The organism is Gilliamella apicola (genome assembly GCF_003202655.1).
In the GTDB taxonomy this organism is placed as follows: domain Bacteria; phylum Pseudomonadota; class Gammaproteobacteria; order Enterobacterales; family Orbaceae; genus Gilliamella; species Gilliamella apicola_R.
On record NZ_QGLR01000009.1, the window covers coordinates 423,512 to 445,564 of the forward strand.

Here is a 22,053-nt window from a genome sequence, read left to right on the forward strand (position 1 = left end):
AAAACTTTCTTTAAAAACCTGTTTTAAAACATGGTTTAAAGAGCACAGTTTAAAGTTCGTCGACAAAATTAATGGCATATCCAATATAGTTTGCTGGAGTTAATTGTTTTAATCGTTCTTTCTCATCTTCTGGTAACGCTAAGGAATCAATAAATTGTTGCATCCCTTGTGCATCTACACGTTTACCGCGAGTGAGCTCTTTTAATTTTTCGTATGGTTTCTCAATACCATAACGACGCATCACCGTTTGGATTGGTTCGGCTAGCACTTCCCAATTGCGATTAAGTTCTTCAAGTAAATATTCATAATTTACTTCAAGTTTGTTTAAACCTTTGAGTGTTGATTGATACGCAATGATCGCATAACCAATTCCGACACCTAGATTTCGTAAGACTGTGGAGTCGGTTAAATCACGTTGCCAACGAGAAATAGGTAATTTACTACCTAGGTGTCCCATAATGGCGTTCGCAATACCTAAATTACCTTCCGAGTTTTCAAAATCAATTGGATTAACTTTGTGCGGCATAGTTGAAGAGCCAATTTCACCGGCGACGGTTTTTTGTTTGAAGTGATTTAATGCGATATACCCCCAAACATCACGGTCAAAATCGATCATGATGGTATTAAATCTGGCAATACAATCAAAATATTCAGCAATATAGTCATGAGGTTCAATTTGTGTGGTGTATGGATTCCATTTTAAGCCTAATGAAGTGACAAATTCTTCACTAAACTTATGCCAATTTATTTTCGGGTAAGCAACCATATGAGCATTATAGTTACCCGTAGCGCCATTAATTTTACCTAGAATTTCGATTGACTCTAATTGTTTCAGTTGTCTGTTTAGGCGATAGGCAACATTGGCAAATTCTTTACCAATAGTAGATGGCGTAGCCGGTTGTCCATGTGTTCTCGATAGCAATGGCAGATCACGATAAGCTTTTGCTTGAGCGGTAATAGTGGTAATTAATTTTTTCCAATAAGGAATGATTACCGTATCTTTAGCTGTTTTTAACATTAATGCATAAGATAAATTGTTGATATCTTCTGATGTACAAGCAAAATGGATGAACTCATTAATAGCTTGTAGCTCTTGGTTGCTATTGACTTTTTCTTTTAGAAAATACTCAACGGCTTTGACATCATGATTTGTCGTTTTTTCGATGGTTTTAATGCGTTGTGCATCTTGTTCGTTGAAGTTCTCAATAATTTGGTTAAGGTGATTGATAGCCAGATTGCTTAAAGCTGGAACTTCTAGAATATCTGCTTGGCTAGCTAATTTTTTTAACCAACAAACCTCAACTTGAACGCGGTATTTTAATAAACCATATTCACTAAAAATGGGACGTAATTCTGTTGTTTTGTCACCATAACGACCATCAATTGGTGATAGGGCGGTTAGAGCAGATAATTCCATCGGTTTTACTCCATTGTTATTTTTTAAATCTAATAACGTTGTTAATTAATCTCTTTTAGTAATTCTTGTGCAGCATTATTTATTCGTTTGCGACTGAATAGAATCTGGAGGCGATTACCACCAACTTGATACCATAATATGGCAGAACGAACACAACCTAATAGTGAAGCCCTAACTTTGGCTTGAACTAATGTATTTTGTAGATACTCAGCTTTACCCACCACTTTGATTTTCGTTGATAATGGGCTGATGATATCTGAATAGATCCCCGCCAATGAATAAGATAGGTCATCAACATGATCGCCGATTATCTCGTCATTCATTGCGGAATAGAGGCCTGAAATTCTTTGTAAACGTTGATCTATTTTGTCTAGTGCTTGGTTATTTTTTATTAGTTTACCTGTGATACTTAACGTGCCAAAAAGATAACGAAGAAGTTCAACTTGCTGTTTTTGAGAAGATGATAGTAGGGTAATGAGTGTTTCTAAACCCGTTTTAATATTGTTAATCCCATCATAAACATCGTCAGTGGTTTTTGGTGATGTATTAAAAATGCTTTTTAATGATATTTGATAAAGGGTTCTATTACAAACCCCAGTATTGGCAAGCTGGGGTATAAGTGTTGCACTCTGCGTAACGCCGGCAAGCGCTATCGCAATATGGTGGTATTTATTATTCACTTTAATGCTCCTTACAGCTTTTTATTCGTTCCTCGATAATACCGCCACCTAGGCAGACTTCACCTTGATAAAATACCGCTGATTGTCCTGGTGTGACTGCCGCAACGGGTTGGTCAAACCTCACCTCAATTTTATCTTCACTTATTGGTGTGACACGACAAGGGATATCTTGCTGACGATAACGGGTTTTGACAGTGCAATCGAACGGCTGCGTCACCATTTTACGATCAACCCAATGCAGTTGCTGAGCAATTAAACCATCTGAATATAGTGCAGGATGGTCATGTCCTTGAGCAACGATTAATTCGTTATTATTAACATCTTTATCAACCACGTACCATGGTGTGTCATCGGCTTGTTTTAAACCACCAATTCCTAATCCTTTTCGCTGTCCTAAAGTGTGATACATAAGTCCTTGGTGTTCGCCAATAACTTTTCCTTCTACGGTACGAATGACTCCTGGCTGTGCAGGTAAATAACGAGCTAAAAAGTCACTAAATTTTCGTTCACCAATAAAGCAGATACCGGTTGAGTCTTTTTTAGCTGCGGTTATTAGGCCTAATTCTTCGGCAATTTTTCTTACTTGTGGTTTTTCAAGTTCTCCAACAGGAAACAAGCTTTGACGAATTTGGTCTTCACTAAGTGTATATAAAAAATAACTTTGATCTTTATTATTATCGATTCCGCGTAGTAATTCGACTTTATTGCCATTTTCACGTTTACGAACATAATGACCGGTTGCAATATAATCGGCATTCAAGTCCTCGGCTGCGAATTCTAGGAAAGCTTTAAATTTGATCTCTTTATTACATAAGATATCCGGATTTGGCGTACGACCGGCTTTATATTCACTTAAGAAATGTTCAAATACATTATCCCAATATTCAGCAGCAAAATTGATGGTGTATAATTTGATATTTAATTTATCACAAACGGCTTGTGCGTCGGCGAGATCGACTGCTGCCGAGCAATACTCTTCGGTATCATCTTCTTCCCAATTTTTCATAAATAGACCAACAACATCGTAACCTTGTTGTTGTAATAAATAAGCAGAAACGGAAGAGTCTACGCCGCCGGACATGCCGACAACGACTTTTTTTCGACTGTTTACATTTGGCATAATAACTAAATTAATGGACTAAATATTGAGGCGATTTTAGCACAACTGAGGTAAAAAGTATAAGGTTATGCCGTTTTTGATACGGATAGATGTGGTAATTTTCTTGATGATGAGTTTATTGATAAATAATTCGCAGAAAAAGTTGAATTATTTATCAATAAAATACTGCATTGATTACCAACAATGCAGTAAGAAATGAAAAAAAACTAATAATATTACTCATTCTAATCCAGATTTTTTAGTAAATAAATTACATGACCGATAATTTTAAAATTTTGTAGGTCGTTTTTGTCTCCAATAATATTGGGGTATTTCGGGTTATCTGAAATTAAGACTAAATTTGAACCTTGATGTTGAATACGCTTGACGGATATTTGGTCATCATATTGTACGGCATAAAGAAAACCATCTATAGGTTTACAATTTGCTTTATTAACAATAATAATATCCTGATTAGATATGGTCGGTTCCATGCTATCGCCTTTAGCCCAAACAGCCGCTAAATCCTTAGAATCATAATTATGATGTTTAATTAGGGTAAGATCAAAAGGGATTGATTCTAAAACTGAAAACGCTTTATTGGTTTCATTTAAATTATGAAACGGTATGTGAACAGAAACTTGACCCGAGCTTTCATCAGCTAATCGACATCCTCCTTTACCCGTCGCTAACCATTCAATTGGCACATCACATTTTTGCGCAATAATTGCCAGCCGATTGAGTGATGGATAGGTTTTGCCACATAAGTAATCACGGATGACGGCTTCTGACATCCCCACTTTTTTGGCAAAGGCATTACCGGAAAGACCTTCTAATACGAGATTTAATCGATTTTTAAAATTTATTACACCTGTCTCAGTTAAATTTCGTGTTTTTTCTTGTTCTGATAGTTTTTTTACTTTGCTTTTCATTCTATTAATTCCATTTATTGTTGATTTTTTGTTTTTATTATTTTAATTCGTGTTTTTATGTGTTATCCTTTCTGATAGTTTCATATCGGATTCATCTTATGATACCGATAATCTGTACAATAGCAAAAAAATTTAACTAATAGAGGATCTCATAATGAGAGAACAAGATCAAGACTGGACACCATCAAGAGTTGTAGGTGAAATTAAAATACGAGGCGGAAATTTAAGGGCGCTATCCCGTTCAAGTGGTTTACAGGCTGATACTTTACGTAACGCTTTATATCGTCATTGCCCTAAATACGAACGTATTATCTCAGAATATTTGAATGTACCTGTTGAGCAAATTTGGCCATCAAGATATGAAAACAAAGGTGGAAAATAAATTTTTTATTATTTTCCCAAATTAATTAAAAAGACGCCTTTTGTAGGCGTCTTGCATTTTATTTGTTTATTTAATCTTTTATATTTTATTTTTTAGCTTGTTCTGCTGCTCTAACAATCGCGGCAAAGGCATCTGCTTTTAATGAAGCACCACCCACTAAAGCACCATCAATATCCGGTTGAGTAAATAGTTCTGCGGCATTTTTGTCGTTTACAGAACCACCGTATTGGATAATAACTTGTTTAGCGACAGCTGCATCTTGTTTAGCAATGTGGTCACGAATAAATTTATGAACGGCTTGTGCTTGAGCTGGAGTTGCAGATTTACCTGTTCCAATTGCCCAAACTGGTTCATAAGCAATTACCGCACCATTAAATGCTTGAACACCTAAGGCATTAATTACAGCATCAATTTGGCGAGCGCATACTGCTTGAGTTTGACCAGCTTCGTTTTCCGCTTCTGTTTCGCCAATACAGAGAACTGGTACCAGTCCAGCTTCTTTCAATACGCCAAATTTTTGTGCAATAAACTCATCTGATTCTTTATGATAAGTACGGCGTTCAGAGTGACCAATAATGACATGGGTAACTCCGATCTCTTTTAACATAGTCGCTGAGACTTCACCAGTGTAGGCACCAGAAAGATGAACACCAACATCTTGTGCGCCTAATAGAATATTTGAGCCACCTAATTGATGTTTAACGAAATCTAAATAAACCGTTGGTGGTGCAATTGCAATACCACAGTTTGCTTCCGTTGATAGCTCAGATCTTAGCCCTGCAACTAAGTCTTTTGCCATTCCGATACTACCATTGAGTTTCCAGTTACCCATAACGAGAGGTTTTCGCATAATTTTCTCCAACTTAAGATTTAAAAAGGTGTTGATTTCATAATGAATTGGTTATAATGGATGTTATTATACACCAAATAAATTGAGCTTGAGGAAAAATATGTCATTAGAAATATTGAATCAGTTAGAAACTAAAATTCAAAACACAGTAAACACTATTAATACTCTGAAACAAGAGATTGCAATTTTAAAACAAGGTAATCAAGAACTTGAACAATTAATTAATGAGAGTTCTGATGAGATGAAAGCATTACGTGACGAGAATGAGAAGTTAAAACAAGATCAACAAGTTTGGCAACAACGTATTCAAACTCTGTTAAGCAAAATTGGTGAAATAACACAGTAAACGGTTCAATCTTCTTTAACGCGACTTAGGTCGCGTTTCTTTTATTAAGCTCAACTAACGTGAAGACGATATTTAAATGCGTGAACAGTTAAAAACTCTATGGCTTACTGAAACTATTCATTTAATTGAGTCAGAATCCGGGCGATTTGCTGATCAAGATATTAATCGGCAAGTTAATGCTATGCCAACATCTTTGGTTAATCGAATTGTGATGCGTGCCACTCTATTGTCAAAACAAAATGGTTTGTATTCGGCTCAGAAAATTATTTTGCGTTCTATAAAGCTCTCTTTTTTATTGTTACTGTTATTATCAATTTTTTTAGGTAGCTCATTAACATTTAGTGCGTTGAGTCAAAATCCAATCAATTTGTATTGGGCGCTATTTAGTTTATTGGGTGTTCATTTTATTACACTCATAATTTGGCTAGGTTCATTTTTCTTTTTTTCACGTTTTGGCGGAAGTCTATTAATTCATTGTTGGTTATGGATAGCCGAAAAACTGTATCAAAAGAAGACAGTGCAACAGCTGATCCCGGCTTTTATCTCATTATTTGGCTCTCGCATTCGTTGGGTGATTGGTTTTGTTCTGAATCTGTTTTGGACAATTATTTTAAGTAGTGCATTAATCATTTTAATTGTGTTGTTCTCAACGCAGCATTATAGCTTTGAGTGGAAAAGCACATTATTAAGTGCAGATGCCATTATTCGCTTAACCCATTATTTAGGTTATTTGCCCTCTTTGTTGGGCTTTTCGTTGCCGAAAGATGAGGTGATTAAACTTAGTGAACATGCATTAAACCCTGGCGATATTCGTTCTTCTTGGGCAATTTGGTTATTGGGTGTTTTTATCTGTTATGGATTGGCTGTACGGTTCGTGTTGATGATTATCTGTGGGATTACTTGGCTAGTCAGCAGTCGAAAAATCAAATTAAATTTGAATGATCCCGATTATCAAATTCTAGCTCAGCAATTACAACCACTTTTTAGCAATGTGGTTGATGAAGATAAGTTAGGTGAACATAAATGGCAATTACCAATATCACAGATTGAAGATGGGCAGGGCGTTTATTTAGTGGCTGTAGATATCGGAGAAACTTGGAATCCTCCTGATTCAAGTCCTTTTTATGGTTTTCTAAATACTCATGAAGCGCGTAGGGCTATATTAGATTCTTTACAATTAAAACCTGCTCATAAGTTGTTAATTGCAATTGATACTGACCGCGCCCCCGACCGCGGAATATTAAACTTTATTCAACAATTGATAAATAAATCACAACAAAGTCGTATTTGGTTTATTAATCAAGGTAAACAATTGCATAATTGGCAATCTCTTTCTTTACCGTTAGCTAATCCTAATTGGTTAGAACAAGGTGATTAATATGATAACTTCATTAAAATTAGCGATAGTCGGGCATGCAAATTTTGGTAAAACGTCATTGTTACGTGCATTGATTCGTAATAGTCATTTTGGTGAGGTTTCTGATAGGCCTGGCACAACCAGACATGTAGAGTCGATCAAACTGCCTTTAGCCGATAATACCGACATAACCTTTTATGATACCCCGGGATTTGAAGACAGTTTGGCGCTTTATGATTATATTAATCGGTTGGTTCCACAAAATACTAAACTTGACGGTGTTGATAAATTAACGCTATTTTTACAAAGCCCTGAAGCTGAAAACCTATTTAACCAAGAAGCTAAAGTAATTCGTCAGGTGTTAAATTGTGATGCAGCTATTTATGTGATCGACGTGCGAGAGCCCGTTCTACCTAAATATCACGATGAATTAGCTATCTTAGCTAATAGTGATAAACCGATTCTTGCCGTACTTAATTTTGTTTCAGCTGAAGAACAAAATGAAAAAGAATGGAAAAGGCTACTTTCAAGAATGGGAATTCATGCTATCATTGGGTTCAACGCGGTATTTCCACCATTAGATGGTGAAGAAAAATTATACAAAAGCCTGGCGTTACTGATTGAACCAGCCAAAAAAATATTGGATAATTGGTTGGTTAACATTGCTGAAATTCGTGAATCACGTAATCATACAGCTAATTTGATTATTGCCGAAACATTAGTCGACGTGACTGCTTTTTATGAAATGGCTAAATCTGATGATAAACAAGCTGTAGCTGATATGCAAAATAAAGTCAGAAAACGTGAACAGAAAGCAATTAATGATTTATTGAAACTCTATCAATTCGATTCAACTCAAGAAAGTGAAGAGAATCTGCCTTTAATTAAAGGCAGATATAATGCAGATTTATTTAATATTGATGCGTTAAAAATGATGGGGATTCATTTGACTAAAGGTTTTGTGTCAGGAGCGACAATTGGTGCAAGCATCGATTTAGCTACCGGTGGATTATCATTTGGTTCCGCCGCATTAATAGGTGCTGCTGTTGGCAGTTTGATGCAAACAGCAAAGCATTATGGTTCTAGAATGCGTTATCAGCTTTCTGGATATAGTAAACTAAGTGTTGATGATGCGATTATTTGTTTTCTTTCTATACGATTAGTTCGGCTTAAAGAAAGTTTAAATTATCGTAGTCATGCTAATCTTAGCCCAGTTAGGTTGTCCAAATTAGACAAGAACGAGTGGCAAAAAGGTGTTCTGCCGAAAAGTTTAAAGGTAGCAAGACGTTATTCGCATTGGTCGACTTTAAGTAAAGGAACAAAAAGAAATGACAAAAAAAGACAATCGATTATTAACGATGTTGCACAACAATTGCAATAGAGTTAAAAAGCGATTTTCAATAATTACTTTGATTTTATCGATATTCTTATTATTTGGTTGTGGTACTAGTCAAGGTAAGATGTCTGTGAAGTCTGATCCTGTAATGTTGACAAAAATTGAACAACATTACAATAAATGGAAGAAAACTCCCTATCGTTATGGTGGAACCACGCTAGCCGGTAGTGACTGTTCGGCTTTAGTAATGAATTTTTTTAAAAATAAGTTATCAAAAAATCTACCGAGAACTGCTGCAGAACAAGCTAAATTAGGTTATCAAGTGACTAAACCTAAGGCGGGTGATTTAGTTTTCTTTAAAACTGGACGTAGTAATAGTGGTTTACATGTAGGTATCTATTATGCTGATGGTCGATTTTTACACGCTTCTACCTCAAAAGGTGTTATCTACTCTAATTTGAATGATACCTATTGGAAAAAACACTATTGGATGACTCGCCGTGTAACAGGTAGTTAACAAGATTTATATTGCTAAAAAATAAAAAACTCTCTATAGGTTAACTTTAGAGAGTTTTTTTATTCCTCAAAAAATTTCAATTTTACTAAATCTCTTTTAAATGAAGTTAAACGGATTAATTTAGTAAACCAATCCGTTTTTAAATTTAACTATCTGCTGGTGTTTCTATATCAGAATAGGTGGCTAGCATCTGTAAGAATTTAAATTTAGAGTTCACCATTTTAGCCGATTGCGTATGTAAGGTATTGGCAATCACAGGTTCGAGCGTTTCTAAACGGCGGAAACGTTGTTCTCTGAGTAATACATCGGTTAATGATTCGCTATTTGGTGCTTTTGAGTCTAATGCTAAACCAGGTTTACCATCTAGTGCACGACGAGGATCGTAACGATATAGTGGCCAAAAACCAGATTTAACCAAATCTTTCATTTGTTCATGAGATTTAGATAAATCATAGCCATGCTCTTCACAAGGACTATAAGCAATAACAAGAGAAGGACCGTCATAGGCTTCAGCTTCTTGTAAGGCTTTAAGTGTTTGGTTCAATTGTGAACCTAATGCAACTTGAGCGACGTAAACATGACCGTACATCATTATACTTACCCCCAGATCTTTTCGGGCTTTATTTTTACCTAAATCAGCAAATTTAGATACCGCCCCCATTGGGGTTGCTTTTGATTGTTGGCCACCGGTATTTGAGTAGCATTGAGTATCAAGTACTAAAATGTTAACATTTTCGGTTAAACTCATTACATGGTCGAGTCCACCAAAACCGATATCATAAGCCCAACCATCACCGCCAATTGCCCAGACTGACTTGTCGATCAGATAGTCGGCATTCTGCATTAGCTCTTTAGCTTCTGACGAGCTTAAATGTGCTAATTGTTGACGCAATAAATTGACTTGCTTACGTTTATCATCAATGGAGAGCTCTGGTGATTGTAAACTCATTACAATCTCTGGTGAAATTTCACCAGCGACATGTTCCAGTAAACGTAACGCCCGTTTTTTATGTTGGTTATAGGTAATTCGATAACCAAGGGCAAACTCAGCATTATCTTCAAATAATGAGTTAGCCCAAGCTGGACCACGACCACTACGATCGGTAGTATATGGAGATGACGGTAAATTACCGCCATAAATTGATGAACAACCGGTCGCATTGGCAATAGCCAGATGGTCACCATATAGCTGTGTTAGTAACTTAATATAAGGTGTTTCACCACAACCAGCACATGCACCAGAATATTCAAATAATGGGGTTAATAGTTGTGATGTTCTTATATCTATTCGTTCAAGTGTTGTAATCTCACGATCAGGTAGGGCAGTAAAGTAGTTGTAATTATCTCGTTGTGTTTCAAGATTATCGATGCGTGATTGCATGTTGATTGCTTTGATATCAAAGTTATTACGATCACGTGATGGGCAAACTTCAACACACAACTTACATCCGGTACAATCTTCTGGGGCAACTTGTAATACATAACGTTGACCTTTCATGTCTCGTGCTTTTACTTCAAGTGAGCTTAGTGATTCAGGTGCATTGACAATATCATCAGGTGCTACTACTTTGGCTCGAATAGCGGCGTGCGGACAAGCTACCACACAATGGTTACATTGAGTACAAAGTTCAGGTTTCCAAATTGGAATTTCTTCGGCAATATTACGTTTTTCCCATTTGGTCGTACCAACAGGCCATGTTCCATCCGGAGGGAAGGCTGAAACCGGTAAGGTATCACCTAAACCAGCTAGCATGGTAGCCGTTACCATCTTAACAAAATCAGGTGCATTACTTGGTACGACAGGTGGTCGTGACGGGCTACTTTGATCAACACAACTTAATGGAATTTGTTCAAGAGAGGCGATAGCCAAATCAAGCGCTTTCCAGTTATTTTCAACAATATCTTGCCCTTTACTGCTGTAACTTTTGGCAATAACTTCTTTTAGCTGATTAATACTGAAATCATTTTTGAATATTTCCGATAAATGGAAGAATGCGGCTTGCATTACGGTATTAATTCTTGCCCCTAAATTACATTCTCGAGCAATTTTAGCCGCATTAATTATATAAAAATGTGCTCTTTTTTTAATTAGTTGGACTTGTACTTCCTTAGGTAATCGATGCCAAATCTCATTCTTGCTATAAGGTGTATTCAACAAGAAGATACCGTCGTCTTTTAATCTTTCGACGATTTGGTATTTATCGATAAACTGATCTTGATGACAACCGATAAAATGTGCACTAGTGATTAAATAGGGAGAATCAATTGGCTCAAGGTTTACTCTTAGGTGAGAAGTGGTTAAACCGCCAGCCTTTTTCGAGTCATAAACAAAATAACCTTGAACATAAAATGGTGAGCTATCACCAATGATTTTGATATTATTTTTAGTCGCAGATACTGTTCCATCACTTCCCAAGCCGTAAAATAGGGCTTCGAGGGCGGATTTTTGCGGTATAGATTGTTCGGGTAACGGTAATGACAAACCGGTAATATCATCGTAAATGCCAACAGTAAAGCGAGGTTTTGGCATGTCAGTTGTTAATTCGTTAAATATCGCTAATACACAGCGAGGATCGAACTCTTTTGATGATAAACCATAACGACCACCAATAATTTTTGGCAAATAATCGCGTTCACCACGAGAAAAGCTTTCCGCAAATGCGGTCATTACATCTAAATAAAGTGGTTCAGCTTGAGCTCCTGGCTCTTTGGTGCGATCCATCACCGCGATTTTTTTCACGCTTTGCGGAATAATATCAAGAAGATGTTTTGCTGAAAAAGGGCGGAATAATCTAACGATAACTAGACCAACTTTTTCATCGTTTTTGATAAGATGATCGACCACTTCTTTGGTTGTACTGACACCAGAGCCCATGATGACAATAATACGCTCAGCATCTTTTGCACCATAATATTCGAAAGGTTGATATTTTCTTCCGGTCTCTTTTGCAAATGCTTGCATTGCATCAACAACATGATGGTAAGCATTTTCATAATACGGATTAACCGCTTCACGACATTGGAAGTAAGTATCCGGATTGGCTGAAGTTCCGCGTATTACCGGTTTATCTGGAGTTAATGCTCTAGCTCGAAACGCATCTATCGCTTCGGTGGGTAATAACTGCCGAATTTGGTCATCACTAATTGGATGAATTTTATTTACTTCATGTGATGTTCTAAAGCCGTCAAAAAAGTGGACAAATGGTACTCGGCTGTTAAGGGTTGCTATTTGCGAAATCAACGCCAAATCTTGGGCCTCTTGTACCGAGCTAGAACAAAGCATAGCGAACCCTGTTTGCCTGATTGACATGACATCTGAGTGATCACCAAAAATAGATAACGCATGAGTTGCAACAGTACGAGCGGCAACATGTAAAACAAAGGGGGTTAACTCTCCGGCTATTTTATATAGCGAAGGAATCATTAATAGTAAACCTTGGGAAGAGGTAAACGATGTTGCTAATGCGCCCGTCATTAAAGCACCGTGCACGGTTGATATTGCACCGGCTTCGGATTGCATCTCTACCACTTTTGGCGTATCACCAAATACATTGGGTTTATTAAAGTCTGCCCATGTACTTGCTTGCTCAGCCATGGATGAACTTGGTGTAATTGGATAAATAGCAATGACTTCGTTTGCACGATATGCGACAGATGACACCGCACTATTAGCATCTGATATGATCATTAAAAAACCTTGTATTTTATAGTGTTATGACATTACTTCATTATTATATTTTTGGCTATTGTACCAGAAAGTATGATAGCTTTTAGTTATTTTTATGTTAAATTTTTCGTTGTAGCTGGTCGTTTTTAATCACAACTAAGGAAATTATTAGCTGTAAACTGTAGAGAAAAGATTAATTACCGAGCTAATTAAAAGCGTTAATAGCTATGAAGATTTTTAACGTCTGAATTATGCTTAGTCATGATAGGCAGTACTTATGTGAAAATTTATATTATCCAACTAGTTGTAGTTGAATAATATAAAAAAAGAGGCGTTATTTTATAATTACTCGCTCAGCGGATGATGACGTTTTTATTTCACCTAATAGCCATGTTTTTTCACCATGTTGATTAAGTAACTGGATAGCTTGGTCTACTGACTGTTTTGGTAAAGCGATAATTAAACCGACACCGCAGTTAAATGTGCGATACATTTCATGACGGCTTACGTTACCAGCCTGTTGTAGCCAGTTGAAGATGGCCGGCCATTGCCAACTAGATTCATCAATAATCGCTTGAGTGTTATCCGGTAAAACTCGAGGAATATTTTCCCAAAAACCACCACCGGTAATATGGGCAATCGCATGAACGTCGATTTTTGTAATCAAATCTAACACTGATTTGACGTAAATTTTAGTTGGAGCAAGTAAATGATCGGCTAATGGTTTGCCATCCAATTGCTCTGTAGCAGGGTTAACACCACTGACTTCAATTATTTTACGCACCAAAGAATAACCATTGGAATGAGCACCACTTGATGCAAGGGCAATTAATGCATCACCATCTTGTACTTTACTGCTATCAATTATTGCCGATTTTTCAACAACACCGACACAAAATCCAGCTAAATCATAATCGTCACCTTGATACATACCAGGCATTTCCGCAGTTTCACCACCAACTAATGCACAACCAGATTGTTTACAACCTTCAGCGATACCTGTAACGACAGTTGCTGCTACATCAACATTGAGTTTACCGGTTGCATAATAATCTAGGAAGAATAATGGTTCTGCCCCTTGAACAATCAAATCATTAACGCACATCGCAACTAAATCAATACCAATTGATTCATGACGATTTAAATCCATCGCAAGACGTAATTTTGTACCAACGCCATCAGTACCTGACACTAAAATAGGTTGCTTATATTTTTGTGGAATTGCACATAGTGCACCAAAACCACCTAGTCCACCCATAACTTCAGGACGTTTGGTCTCTTTTACGACAGATTTAATGCGATTGACCAATTCATTACCAGCATCAATATCGACACCGGCATCTTTATAGCTAAGAGATTTGTTATTTGACACGGGGAGCAGTCCTTACAGTAGAAAAATTGCTGGTTATTTTAGCAAGGATGAAATTTATTGGCGACTAATTATTGCTAAAATAACTCATTGATTAAATGGAATCGTTATTTTCAAACCAACTTTCTAAAATAATAATGGCGGAAGTTGCATCAACATGGCCTTTTTCAAGAGCTCGGTAACCGCGCGAAGCAAAAATATGTGATTTTGCCTCAACAGTTGATAATCGTTCATCTTGTAGATGTACTTGATAACCAAACATACCATGCAAGCGATTAGCAAATTTACGTGCTCTAGCTGTTAAAGGCTGTTCTGTACCATCCATATTTAGTGGCAAGCCTACCACTAAATAATCTGGTTGCCAGTCGTTGAGTACTTTTTCAATAGATTGCCAATTGGGTATGCCATCACGCGCTTTGAATGAACAAAGCGGATTTGCTGTTTTAGTAATATCTTGGCCAATAGCCGCCCCTATACTGGCCGTACCGAAATCAAAAGCTATAATGGTTGCCATGGTTTATGCATTACCCATTTGATGAGAAATCGTACTGATATTAATACCCAATGCTTCAGCGGCTTTTTTCCAACGATCTTCAATAGCAACTTCAAAAATAATTTGTGGATCAGCTTTAGTGACTAACCAATCATTTTTGGCGACTTCATCTTCAAGTTGCAAAGAGTACCAACTGGAGTAACCTAGCGCTAAAAAGATATCTTTCGGTTGTTCAGGTGAGCCGATTGATTTCAATGCATCAAGTGATGTGGTTATCATAACATCGTCAGAAATTTGTATACTAGAGGCAAATCCCTGATGCGGTGTATGTAGGATAAATCCTTGCTCATCAGCAAGAGGTCCTCCACAAAATACTGGATGCTCAAGCTCAGCACAACTTTTTGAGGCGGTGATTTCGAGCCGAGACAACACAGTTTCAACATTGAGTTCTAAAATAGGCTTATTAACAATAATGCCCATTGCACCATCTCGATTATGTTCACAAATATACACCACAGAACGACTAAATATAGAATCATGAACTGTTGGCATAGCAATAATAAAATGATTTTTTAAATTCATACGCTCACATTGTAGTTAAATTATAATGCACATTTACCAATTTTGACTTTATGTTCAACATTACAACGCATTAATACTTCAGGATAATTGGTTTCCTCATTGATGGATTCCCCAACAATTGCAAAATCTTGTGATAAATAAAAGTTTATCGCATCACTATTTTGTTTATATACATGTACTAATAATTCTTTGTGGTGCTGTTTGGCTTTTTCTAATAGCGCCGAACCAGTACCTTGATGTTGAGAGTTTTTTTCAACAAACAATCCAGAAATATAATTTTCAGTCAAACCGATAAAACCGACAACACCATTAATATCTTGTACATAAATCGTCGACATCGGAATCAACATCTTAACTATATCGTAATTCTGTTTAAAAAATTCAGGATCTATAAAATTGTGGGCCTGCTCGTTACCTTGTAGCCATAAATTCATTATGGCATCTAAATCTTTTGCTTGGTATTCTCTAATCATGTTTAACTCTTTTTATTTAATCTTAATTCAATCGCATCCATTAAAAGCCCTGTGATTGATAAATCAGGATGAGCAGCTTCAATTTCTCGTACACAAGTTGGGCTAGTGACGTTTATCTCAGTTAACTTATCACCAATGATATCAAGCCCTACAAATAACAGTCCTTTCTGTTTTAATGTTGGTCCAATACTGTTGGCAATTTTCCAATCACTATCGCTTAAAGCTCTTACTTCACCATGTCCACCAGCAGCTAAGTTTCCTCGTGTTTCACCTTTTTGCGGTATCCGTGCTAAACAATAAGGCACAGGAACACCATCGACAACTAATACCCGTTTATCACCATCTTTAATGGCGGGTATAAAGTTTTGAGCCATACAATAACGGCGGTTATGTTCAGTAAGCGTTTCAATAATAACGGAGATATTTGGATCATCTTGTTTGATCCTGAAAATTGAAGAACCGCCCATACCATCAAGTGGTTTTAAAATAATATCTTGATACTGTTGATGAAAAGCCTTAATTTGTGATGTTTGGCGAGTAACTATGGTTTCTGGTGTAAATTCAGCAAACCAGGCCGTAAATAATTTTTCATTACAATCACGTAGGCTTTGCGGTTTGTTTACCACTAAAACACCTTTTTCCTCAGCGCGCTCTAAAATATAGGTCGCATAGATAAATTCGGTATCAAAAGGTGGATCTTTACGCATTAATATTACGTCAAGTTCACTTAAAGCTATTGTTTGATCATCACCTAAATCAAACCAATGTTCACTGTTATTATGTACCTTTAATGTTCGAGTGGTAGCACTTGCTTCACCATTACGTAAAAACAGATCATTCATCTCCATATAATAAAGTTGATAACCTCGCTTTTGTGCCTCAAGTAGCATAGCAAAGCTGGTATCTTTCTTTAATTTGATATGACTAATGGGATCCATAACAATACCAAGTTTGATCATGGTGACTCCTTACTGATTTTATTTGATGGTACTAATTTTTGATTGTAGTAAATTTGGTGTTGATGACCTGCATGCTTTTCTACCTATTCAATAAATCTTATACGAAATTAGGGTAGGGGTGGTGTTAGCAAGAGTAATCAAATTTGCAACTATCATACTCGTTACCGATTAATAAGCAAAGCAATCATTTGTTAACTTATTCATTTTAAGTAATTAACCTAAATCACCTAGACGAACCTGAAGGGCGGTTATTGCTGTGAGCGCAGCGGTTTCAGTACGTAAAACCCGCGGTCCGAGTAAAATATCAGTAAACTGATATTGATGTGTCATTTGAATTTCTTCATCAGACAGTCCACCTTCTGGTCCAATTAATAAACTCAGATTTTTATTATCAGTGGGTAATTGATTAATCCCTTTTTCGGCTTTAGGATGCAAGTTTAGTTTTAAACTGTCCGTTAAACTAGCGCACCAATTTTCCAATTTTATTACTGGATTTATGGTTGGGACGATGTTACGGCCACATTGTTCACATGCTGAGATGACAATTTTTTGCCATTGTTGCACTTTTTTTTCTAGCCTTTCTTGATCAAGTTTGACACCACAACGTTCAGAAAGTAACGGTGTTATGGTTGTGACCCCTAATTCAACTGATTTTTGAATGGTAAATTCCATTTTATCACCACGAGAAATAACTTGTCCTAAATGGATATTTAGTGGTGATTCACGATCATCTAGGACAGTATTGGCAGTTTTTACCACAACCGACTTTTTGTTCACTTCTTGAATCACAGCGGGAGTAATATGGTTTGAACCATCAAATAAAGTTATGGATTCGCCTGACTTCATTCTTAAAACACGGATCAGATGATTAAATGCATTATCATCTAAAGTTATTAAACTATTTTGATTAATCGAGTAGGGCTGAAAAATTCGCGTCATATAAACTATTATTTACTATAATTTGCAATAAATTATAGCGTAATTTATTAAGTTTCGGTAATCTCTATTTTAAATATTAGTAATATATGGAATTAAATATGACCTTGATGATTACAGATAGAGTACTAATTGAATCACTAACGGTTTATACCACAATTGGCGTCTATGATTGGGAGAAAACCATAAAACAAAAGTTAGTTCTTGATTTAGAAATTGCTTGGGATAATAAGCCAGCAGGAAAAAGCGATAAAGTTGAGTTTTGTTTAGACTATTTTGTGGTTTGCCAATCGATAACTTCATTTATTGAAGCTAATAAATTTGAACTTATCGAAACGGTAGCCGAACGTGTTGCAGAATTAGTCATTGCACAATTTTCAGTACAATGGTTAAAAATAAAAGTTTCAAAACCAGATGCTATTGCCAATGCTGGTAATGTTGCTGTGCTAATTGAACGTAGTGCTAATTAACCTCAACAAGATTAGATTAATGAGTAAACAAAACAAACTACTAAATGAGTCACTTAATGAACTAACTGATATGTCACATCATAAAGCTAGAGGATTTGATAATATCGAACCTTTTTCGATTAGATTAATTGATGCTTTGCGTTGGCGGATTAAACGTAAAGTCTTACCACCAAAAGCGGGATATCACGCATTTAATCAAACTTGGTGTAGCTCAATTGATATTAGCCTAGAAGGAAATAGAGTTTGGTGGATAGGTCATTCAACTACGTTGATAAGACTTAAAAACAAATGGATATTAACCGATCCAGTTTTTTCTAATCGAGTATCGCCGTTTCAATTTATCGGCCCAAAACGACGAACCCAACCGGCCATTACTATTGATCAATTACCTATGGTTGATGTGGTTGTGATATCGCATAATCATTATGACCATCTTGATTTTAACAGTATTCGGCAACTTATAACACGTTTTCCACAAATGACTATTTTGGTTCCTTTAGGGCTCAAAGCAAAATTGAAAAAGTGGGGAGCGAAGCAAATTATTGAGTTAGACTGGTGGCAATCTATAAATACTCATGAGATAACATTTACTGCTACCCCAGCAAAACATTGGAGTAATCGTGGTGTTTTTGATGTAAATAAAGCCTTATGGTGTGGTTGGGTAATGCAAACTGATATCGATAATCCATTGTTAACCAAAACCATTTACTTTATGGGGGATACCGGTTATTCAGCGAGTTTAAAAAAAATTGCTGACCGATTTAAACAGATCGACCTAGCGCTGATACCAATTGGTGCATATGCTCCGCGATGGTTTATGCAATCACAGCACATCGATCCACAGCAAGCATTGCAACTTTATGATGAGTTAAATTGCCAATCGGCTATAGCGATTCATTGGGGCGCTTTTGAATTAGCTGATGAGCCATTAGACGAGCCACCAGCTTTATTAAATTCATTAAAGGAAGATCGAGTTTTTCATTTATTAAAAATAGGTGATAGCTTAGCTATCAATCCGTTTAATAATGCATTAAAATAATCCACAATAATAATTTTAAATAACATTTTGACATTTGAGAGGGAAATAAGATGAAATCAGTAATTCTTGCTCTAACTTGCATCACGCTAAGCTTAAGTTTAATGGCTTGTGGCGGTAAAAATGATGAGGGCAAACAATATCATTGGTCAAAAGCGCATGGCGTACTTGAAGATTGTCGTGGCGTGATGAGTAAATCAGCACAATGTCAAAAAAATTCAAACAACCAACAATACTTAATCCAAATCGATAGGTATTAATATGAGTCCTTGGCTTATTTATGCCTTGTTATCGGCGATTACCGCGGCGGCTGTTGCGATTCTCGGTAAGATTGGTTTACAACATCTTGACGCTAATACCGCCACTGCAATTCGGGCAATTGTCATGGCGATATTCTTGGTTGGTGTGGTAGTAGTACAAGGAAAGCTAAATTTAATCAATACGTTTTTTAACGACAAAAAGGCACTTCTTATTATTGCATTGAGTGGGGTAGCTGGGGCATTATCATGGTTGTTCTACTTTATGGCAATAAAAGAAGGAAAAGTATCACAAGTTGCCCCTATTGATAAATTAAGCGTTGTTTTTGCAGTAATTTTTGCCGCTATCATCTTTGGTGAAAAAATTTCATTAATTTCAGCCATTGGTGTTGCCATGATTGCGGCGGGTGCCGTTTTAGTTGCGCTATTTTAATAAACTATTGAATAGCTCAACTGTCACCAATTCCCCTTGAGCAACATTGCCTCTATCTTGTTCAAGTACAATAAAGCAATTGGCGTGGTTAAATGATTTGGTTAGATGTGATCCTTGTTGACCTGTTGAAACCACTTCTAGCTCACCGTCAGAATTGATTTGCAACCTGCCACGTTGAAAATCTAAGCGACCAACACTTTTTTTAAGACTAGTTGCTGTTTTTACTTTAAACGACATCGTATCGTTGCTTGAATTCTGTCCGGAAAGTGCAACAATCAAAGGCTGAACTAATTGATAAAATGTCACTAAAGTCGAAACAGGATTGCCAGGTAACCCACAAAATAATGCATCCCCTATCTTGCCAAAAGCAAACGGTTTTCCTGGTTTTATGGCAATTTTCCAGAAATTGATCTCACCAAGTTCCGCTAAAGCGGTTTTCGTATAATCCGCATCACCGACAGAAACCCCACCGCTAGTAATCACTAAATCAGCGAGTTTAGATGCGGTATCTAACGATTGTTTAATTAGGTTTGGATCATCGGCAATAATACCTAAATCGATGATTTGGCAATTTAATTGCGTCAATAATAATTTGAGCGTAAATCGATTACTATCATAAATAGCACTATTATTTGTTAGCGGATTACCTATATCGGATAACTCATCGCCAGTTGAGAAAATAGCGACTTTTAATTTACTAAATACGGTTAATTCTGCTATGCCAAGTGTAGCTAAATTCGATAGTGTCGCAATGGTTAAACGAGTCCCTTTATCTACTACCACTGAACCTTGTTTACTATCTTCACCGATATAACGAATATTGCTGCCTGATTTGATTTCATATGGAAATTTAATACCTGTAGCGGTTGATTCGGTCTGTTCTTGCATAACAACCGCCTCAGCTTCATCAGGAACAGGGGCTCCAGTCATAATACGTAAGCAAGTCCCTATAGGCCAATTTAAATTTGAGATATCATCGCCGGCAAAAATAGTGGTTGCTAATGGTAATAACTTCGACTGATTGATATCAGATAACCGCACCGCATAGCCATCCATAGCTGAATTATTAAAGCTAGGTACATTAATTGGCGAAATCACCGGTTCAGCAGTAACACGATCTAAAGCTGCTAATAACGTCACTTTTTCAGTTAAAGGTTTATGATTTAATGATGCCGCTTCAAGTAAAGCTTTTTTAGCTTGTTCAAAGGTTAATAACATAAATGAAATTCCTTATAATCGTTTGTCCGTTATCGTGATAGATGATAAGTTGTTGAGTTGTGAGGGGAACAAATTACAAATTTTAGTTAATTGTCAAACAAGAAACTAGGTGCCGAACTCTACGGCACCAATTAAAACATAATTAAACGTTAAATAAGAAATTCATAATATCGCCATCTTGCACGATATAATCTTTTCCTTCTGAACGCATTTTCCCAGCTTCTTTTGCCCCTTGTTCGCCACCATATTTAATAAAGTCATCAAAGGCAATGGTTTGCGCACGAATAAAACCTTTTTCAAAATCGGTGTGAATTTTACCAGCAGCTTGTGGCGCAGTATCACCAACAGAAATAGTCCAAGCACGAACTTCTTTAACACCAGCGGTAAAATAAGTTTGTAGATTAAGCAGGCTATAACCGGCGCGAATGACTCTATTTAAACCTGGTTCGGTTAAACCAAGATCTTGCATAAACTCGTCACGGTCAGCATCATCTAGCTCCGCAAGTTCGGCTTCAATGGCGGCACAAACTGGTACGACTACAGCTTTTTCTTGCTCGGCAATGGCTTTTACTTTGTCTAAAAAAGGGTTGTTTTCAAAACCATCCTCATTGACATTCGCAATGTACATAGTTGGTTTTAAGGTTAAGAAGCTGAGATATTTAATTGCAGCCAACTCTTCTTTGCTTAAATCTAAAAGTAATAGTTTTTTACCCTGTTCAAGATGCGGAAGACACTTTTCAAGAATCTCAAGTTCATATTTTGCCTCTTTATCTCCACCTTTAGCGCGTTTTTGTAAACGGGTAATTGCTCTTTCGCAGGCTTCAAGATCTGCTAATGCCAATTCAGTATTGATGATTTCGATATCTTCAGCTGGATCGATTTTCCCTGCAACATGAACAATGTTTTCGTTTTCAAAACAACGAACAACATGACCAATTGCTTCGGTTTCACGAATATTGGCTAAGAATTGATTGCCCAAACCTTCACCTTTTGACGCCCCCTTAACTAAACCTGCGATATCAACAAATTCCATCGTCGTTGGTAATGTTCGTTGTGGCTTAACAATTTCCGCTAGTTGATCTAAACGCGGATCGGGCATTGGCACTACACCTGTGTTTGGTTCGATAGTACAAAACGGAAAGTTAGCCGCTTCAATACCAGCTTTAGTTAATGCATTAAAAAGCGTTGACTTGCCCACATTAGGTAGACCGACAATTCCACATTTAAATCCCATATTATTTATT

The 22,053-nt window shown here is 36.7% G+C and carries 23 protein-coding genes; 9 read left to right on the forward strand and 14 right to left on the reverse strand.

The window, feature by feature from the left end:
• Positions 1-49: 49 nt before the first annotated feature.
• From purB to DKK70_RS06530, 4 genes are all read right to left on the reverse strand, one after another.
• Entirely contained in the window at positions 50-1,417 is a 1,368-nt protein-coding gene (purB, locus tag DKK70_RS06515; protein WP_110433260.1) for an adenylosuccinate lyase, read from the reverse strand.
• A 41-nt stretch (positions 1,418-1,458) separates the two neighbouring features.
• Positions 1,459-2,097 carry a high frequency lysogenization protein HflD gene (gene hflD / locus DKK70_RS06520; protein WP_181415935.1) on the reverse strand — a complete coding sequence of 213 codons (639 nt, stop codon included), beginning with the start codon at positions 2,095-2,097 and terminating at the stop codon, positions 1,459-1,461.
• Position 2,098: 1 nt separating this feature from the next.
• The gene (gene mnmA / locus DKK70_RS06525) at positions 2,099-3,217 is read right to left on the reverse strand and encodes a tRNA 2-thiouridine(34) synthase MnmA (RefSeq protein WP_110433262.1); all 1,119 of its coding nucleotides are present in this window, start codon (positions 3,215-3,217) and stop codon (positions 2,099-2,101) included.
• Between the two features lie 224 nt (positions 3,218-3,441).
• The gene (locus tag DKK70_RS06530) at positions 3,442-4,128 is read right to left on the reverse strand and encodes a LexA family transcriptional regulator (protein WP_110433263.1); all 687 of its coding nucleotides are present in this window, start codon (positions 4,126-4,128) and stop codon (positions 3,442-3,444) included.
• Between the two features lie 154 nt (positions 4,129-4,282).
• On the opposite strand from DKK70_RS06530, the gene DKK70_RS06535 reads away from it, so the two are divergent.
• Complete coding sequence (locus tag DKK70_RS06535; RefSeq protein WP_110433264.1) at positions 4,283-4,510, forward strand: helix-turn-helix domain-containing protein; 228 nt, start codon at positions 4,283-4,285, stop codon at positions 4,508-4,510.
• 85 nt (positions 4,511-4,595) lie between these two features.
• On the opposite strand, the gene tpiA is transcribed toward DKK70_RS06535, so the two are convergent.
• Positions 4,596-5,360, reverse strand: a complete 765-nt coding sequence (tpiA, locus tag DKK70_RS06540; protein ID WP_110433265.1) for a triose-phosphate isomerase — start codon at positions 5,358-5,360, stop codon at positions 4,596-4,598.
• Between the two features lie 100 nt (positions 5,361-5,460).
• On the opposite strand from tpiA, the gene zapB reads away from it, so the two are divergent.
• The 4 genes from zapB (at position 5,461) to DKK70_RS06560 (ending at position 8,916) form a co-directional block, all read left to right on the forward strand.
• The gene (gene zapB, locus DKK70_RS06545) at positions 5,461-5,706 is read left to right on the forward strand and encodes a cell division protein ZapB (RefSeq protein WP_110433266.1); all 246 of its coding nucleotides are present in this window, start codon (positions 5,461-5,463) and stop codon (positions 5,704-5,706) included.
• A 76-nt stretch (positions 5,707-5,782) separates the two neighbouring features.
• Positions 5,783-7,084 carry a DUF2868 domain-containing protein gene (locus DKK70_RS06550; protein WP_110433267.1) on the forward strand — a complete coding sequence of 434 codons (1,302 nt, stop codon included), beginning with the start codon at positions 5,783-5,785 and terminating at the stop codon, positions 7,082-7,084.
• A gap of 1 nt (position 7,085) precedes the next feature.
• Positions 7,086-8,444 carry a DUF3482 domain-containing protein gene (locus tag DKK70_RS06555; protein ID WP_110433268.1) on the forward strand — a complete coding sequence of 453 codons (1,359 nt, stop codon included), beginning with the start codon at positions 7,086-7,088 and terminating at the stop codon, positions 8,442-8,444.
• Positions 8,392-8,916, forward strand: a complete 525-nt coding sequence (locus DKK70_RS06560; RefSeq protein WP_110433269.1) for a C40 family peptidase — start codon at positions 8,392-8,394, stop codon at positions 8,914-8,916. The genes DKK70_RS06555 and DKK70_RS06560 overlap by 53 nt, the downstream gene beginning before the upstream one ends.
• A 145-nt stretch (positions 8,917-9,061) precedes the next feature.
• Here the strand turns inward: DKK70_RS06560 and nifJ are convergent, their stop codons facing one another.
• The 7 genes from nifJ to rsmE form a co-directional block, all read right to left on the reverse strand.
• Entirely contained in the window at positions 9,062-12,604 is a 3,543-nt protein-coding gene (gene nifJ / locus DKK70_RS06565; protein WP_110433270.1) for a pyruvate:ferredoxin (flavodoxin) oxidoreductase, read from the reverse strand.
• A 313-nt stretch (positions 12,605-12,917) separates the two neighbouring features.
• The gene (gene purM, locus DKK70_RS06570) at positions 12,918-13,955 is read right to left on the reverse strand and encodes a phosphoribosylformylglycinamidine cyclo-ligase (RefSeq protein ID WP_110433271.1); all 1,038 of its coding nucleotides are present in this window, start codon (positions 13,953-13,955) and stop codon (positions 12,918-12,920) included.
• A 91-nt stretch (positions 13,956-14,046) separates the two neighbouring features.
• Positions 14,047-14,466 (reverse strand): Holliday junction resolvase RuvX, encoded by a 420-nt coding sequence (gene ruvX / locus DKK70_RS06575; protein ID WP_110433272.1) that lies wholly within the window; start codon positions 14,464-14,466, stop codon positions 14,047-14,049.
• Between the two features lie 3 nt (positions 14,467-14,469).
• Positions 14,470-15,027 carry a YqgE/AlgH family protein gene (locus DKK70_RS06580; protein ID WP_110433273.1) on the reverse strand — a complete coding sequence of 186 codons (558 nt, stop codon included), beginning with the start codon at positions 15,025-15,027 and terminating at the stop codon, positions 14,470-14,472.
• Between the two features lie 20 nt (positions 15,028-15,047).
• Positions 15,048-15,500: a GNAT family N-acetyltransferase gene (locus DKK70_RS06585; RefSeq protein WP_110433274.1), complete on the reverse strand. Its 453-nt coding sequence runs from the start codon at positions 15,498-15,500 to the stop codon at positions 15,048-15,050.
• A gap of 2 nt (positions 15,501-15,502) precedes the next feature.
• Positions 15,503-16,459, reverse strand: a complete 957-nt coding sequence (gene gshB / locus DKK70_RS06590) for a glutathione synthase (protein WP_110433275.1) — start codon at positions 16,457-16,459, stop codon at positions 15,503-15,505.
• A 213-nt stretch (positions 16,460-16,672) separates the two neighbouring features.
• On the reverse strand, positions 16,673-17,398 hold the full coding sequence (gene rsmE, locus DKK70_RS06595) for a 16S rRNA (uracil(1498)-N(3))-methyltransferase (RefSeq protein ID WP_110433276.1): 726 nt from the start codon (positions 17,396-17,398) through the stop codon (positions 16,673-16,675).
• A gap of 107 nt (positions 17,399-17,505) precedes the next feature.
• On the opposite strand from rsmE, the gene folB reads away from it, so the two are divergent.
• The 4 genes from folB to DKK70_RS06615 are packed head-to-tail and all read left to right on the forward strand — an operon-like array spanning position 17,506 to position 19,591.
• Positions 17,506-17,865, forward strand: coding sequence for a dihydroneopterin aldolase (folB, locus tag DKK70_RS06600; RefSeq protein WP_110433543.1), 360 nt, complete (start codon positions 17,506-17,508; stop codon positions 17,863-17,865).
• Positions 17,866-17,884: 19 nt separating this feature from the next.
• Entirely contained in the window at positions 17,885-18,904 is a 1,020-nt protein-coding gene (locus DKK70_RS06605) for an MBL fold metallo-hydrolase (protein ID WP_219999702.1), read from the forward strand.
• A gap of 50 nt (positions 18,905-18,954) precedes the next feature.
• A complete protein-coding gene (locus DKK70_RS06610; RefSeq protein WP_110433277.1) occupies positions 18,955-19,161 on the forward strand; it encodes a hypothetical protein in 207 nt (68 codons plus the stop codon).
• Between the two features lies 1 nt (position 19,162).
• Positions 19,163-19,591 (forward strand): EamA family transporter, encoded by a 429-nt coding sequence (locus DKK70_RS06615; protein ID WP_110433278.1) that lies wholly within the window; start codon positions 19,163-19,165, stop codon positions 19,589-19,591.
• On the opposite strand, the gene moeA is transcribed toward DKK70_RS06615, so the two are convergent.
• Positions 19,583-20,809, reverse strand: a complete 1,227-nt coding sequence (gene moeA, locus DKK70_RS06620) for a molybdopterin molybdotransferase MoeA (RefSeq protein WP_110433279.1) — start codon at positions 20,807-20,809, stop codon at positions 19,583-19,585. The genes DKK70_RS06615 and moeA overlap by 9 nt on opposite strands.
• Positions 20,810-20,951: 142 nt before the next feature.
• Positions 20,952-22,043 carry a redox-regulated ATPase YchF gene (ychF, locus tag DKK70_RS06625; RefSeq protein ID WP_110433280.1) on the reverse strand — a complete coding sequence of 364 codons (1,092 nt, stop codon included), beginning with the start codon at positions 22,041-22,043 and terminating at the stop codon, positions 20,952-20,954.
• Between the last annotated feature and the right edge of the window lie 10 nt (positions 22,044-22,053).

Excerpts from the sequence above, each read along its gene's own strand:
- DKK70_RS06555 (WP_110433268.1), top strand. The coding sequence starts at position 7,086 with ATGATAACTTCATTAAAATTAGCGATAGTCGGGCATGCAAATTTTGGT.
- DKK70_RS06615 (WP_110433278.1), top strand. The coding sequence starts at position 19,163 with ATGAGTCCTTGGCTTATTTATGCCTTGTTATCGGCGATTACCGCGGCG.
- gshB (WP_110433275.1), bottom strand. The coding sequence starts at position 16,459 with ATGATCAAACTTGGTATTGTTATGGATCCCATTAGTCATATCAAATTA.
- purB (WP_110433260.1), bottom strand. The coding sequence starts at position 1,417 with ATGGAATTATCTGCTCTAACCGCCCTATCACCAATTGATGGTCGTTAT.
- mnmA (WP_110433262.1), bottom strand. The coding sequence starts at position 3,217 with ATGCCAAATGTAAACAGTCGAAAAAAAGTCGTTGTCGGCATGTCCGGC.
- DKK70_RS06560 (WP_110433269.1), top strand. The coding sequence starts at position 8,392 with ATGACAAAAAAAGACAATCGATTATTAACGATGTTGCACAACAATTGC.
- DKK70_RS06585 (WP_110433274.1), bottom strand. The coding sequence starts at position 15,500 with ATGATTAGAGAATACCAAGCAAAAGATTTAGATGCCATAATGAATTTA.
- DKK70_RS06535 (WP_110433264.1), top strand. The coding sequence starts at position 4,283 with ATGAGAGAACAAGATCAAGACTGGACACCATCAAGAGTTGTAGGTGAA.
- moeA (WP_110433279.1), bottom strand. The coding sequence starts at position 20,809 with ATGTTATTAACCTTTGAACAAGCTAAAAAAGCTTTACTTGAAGCGGCA.
- ychF (WP_110433280.1), bottom strand. The coding sequence starts at position 22,043 with ATGGGATTTAAATGTGGAATTGTCGGTCTACCTAATGTGGGCAAGTCA.
- folB (WP_110433543.1), top strand. The coding sequence starts at position 17,506 with ATGATTACAGATAGAGTACTAATTGAATCACTAACGGTTTATACCACA.
- DKK70_RS06580 (WP_110433273.1), bottom strand. The coding sequence starts at position 15,027 with ATGAATTTAAAAAATCATTTTATTATTGCTATGCCAACAGTTCATGAT.
- nifJ (WP_110433270.1), bottom strand. The coding sequence starts at position 12,604 with ATGATCATATCAGATGCTAATAGTGCGGTGTCATCTGTCGCATATCGT.
- ruvX (WP_110433272.1), bottom strand. The coding sequence starts at position 14,466 with ATGGCAACCATTATAGCTTTTGATTTCGGTACGGCCAGTATAGGGGCG.
- zapB (WP_110433266.1), top strand. The coding sequence starts at position 5,461 with ATGTCATTAGAAATATTGAATCAGTTAGAAACTAAAATTCAAAACACA.
- DKK70_RS06530 (WP_110433263.1), bottom strand. The coding sequence starts at position 4,128 with ATGAAAAGCAAAGTAAAAAAACTATCAGAACAAGAAAAAACACGAAAT.
- tpiA (WP_110433265.1), bottom strand. The coding sequence starts at position 5,360 with ATGCGAAAACCTCTCGTTATGGGTAACTGGAAACTCAATGGTAGTATC.
- rsmE (WP_110433276.1), bottom strand. The coding sequence starts at position 17,398 with ATGACGCGAATTTTTCAGCCCTACTCGATTAATCAAAATAGTTTAATA.
- DKK70_RS06605 (WP_219999702.1), top strand. The coding sequence starts at position 17,885 with ATGAGTAAACAAAACAAACTACTAAATGAGTCACTTAATGAACTAACT.
- DKK70_RS06550 (WP_110433267.1), top strand. The coding sequence starts at position 5,783 with ATGCGTGAACAGTTAAAAACTCTATGGCTTACTGAAACTATTCATTTA.
- DKK70_RS06610 (WP_110433277.1), top strand. The coding sequence starts at position 18,955 with ATGAAATCAGTAATTCTTGCTCTAACTTGCATCACGCTAAGCTTAAGT.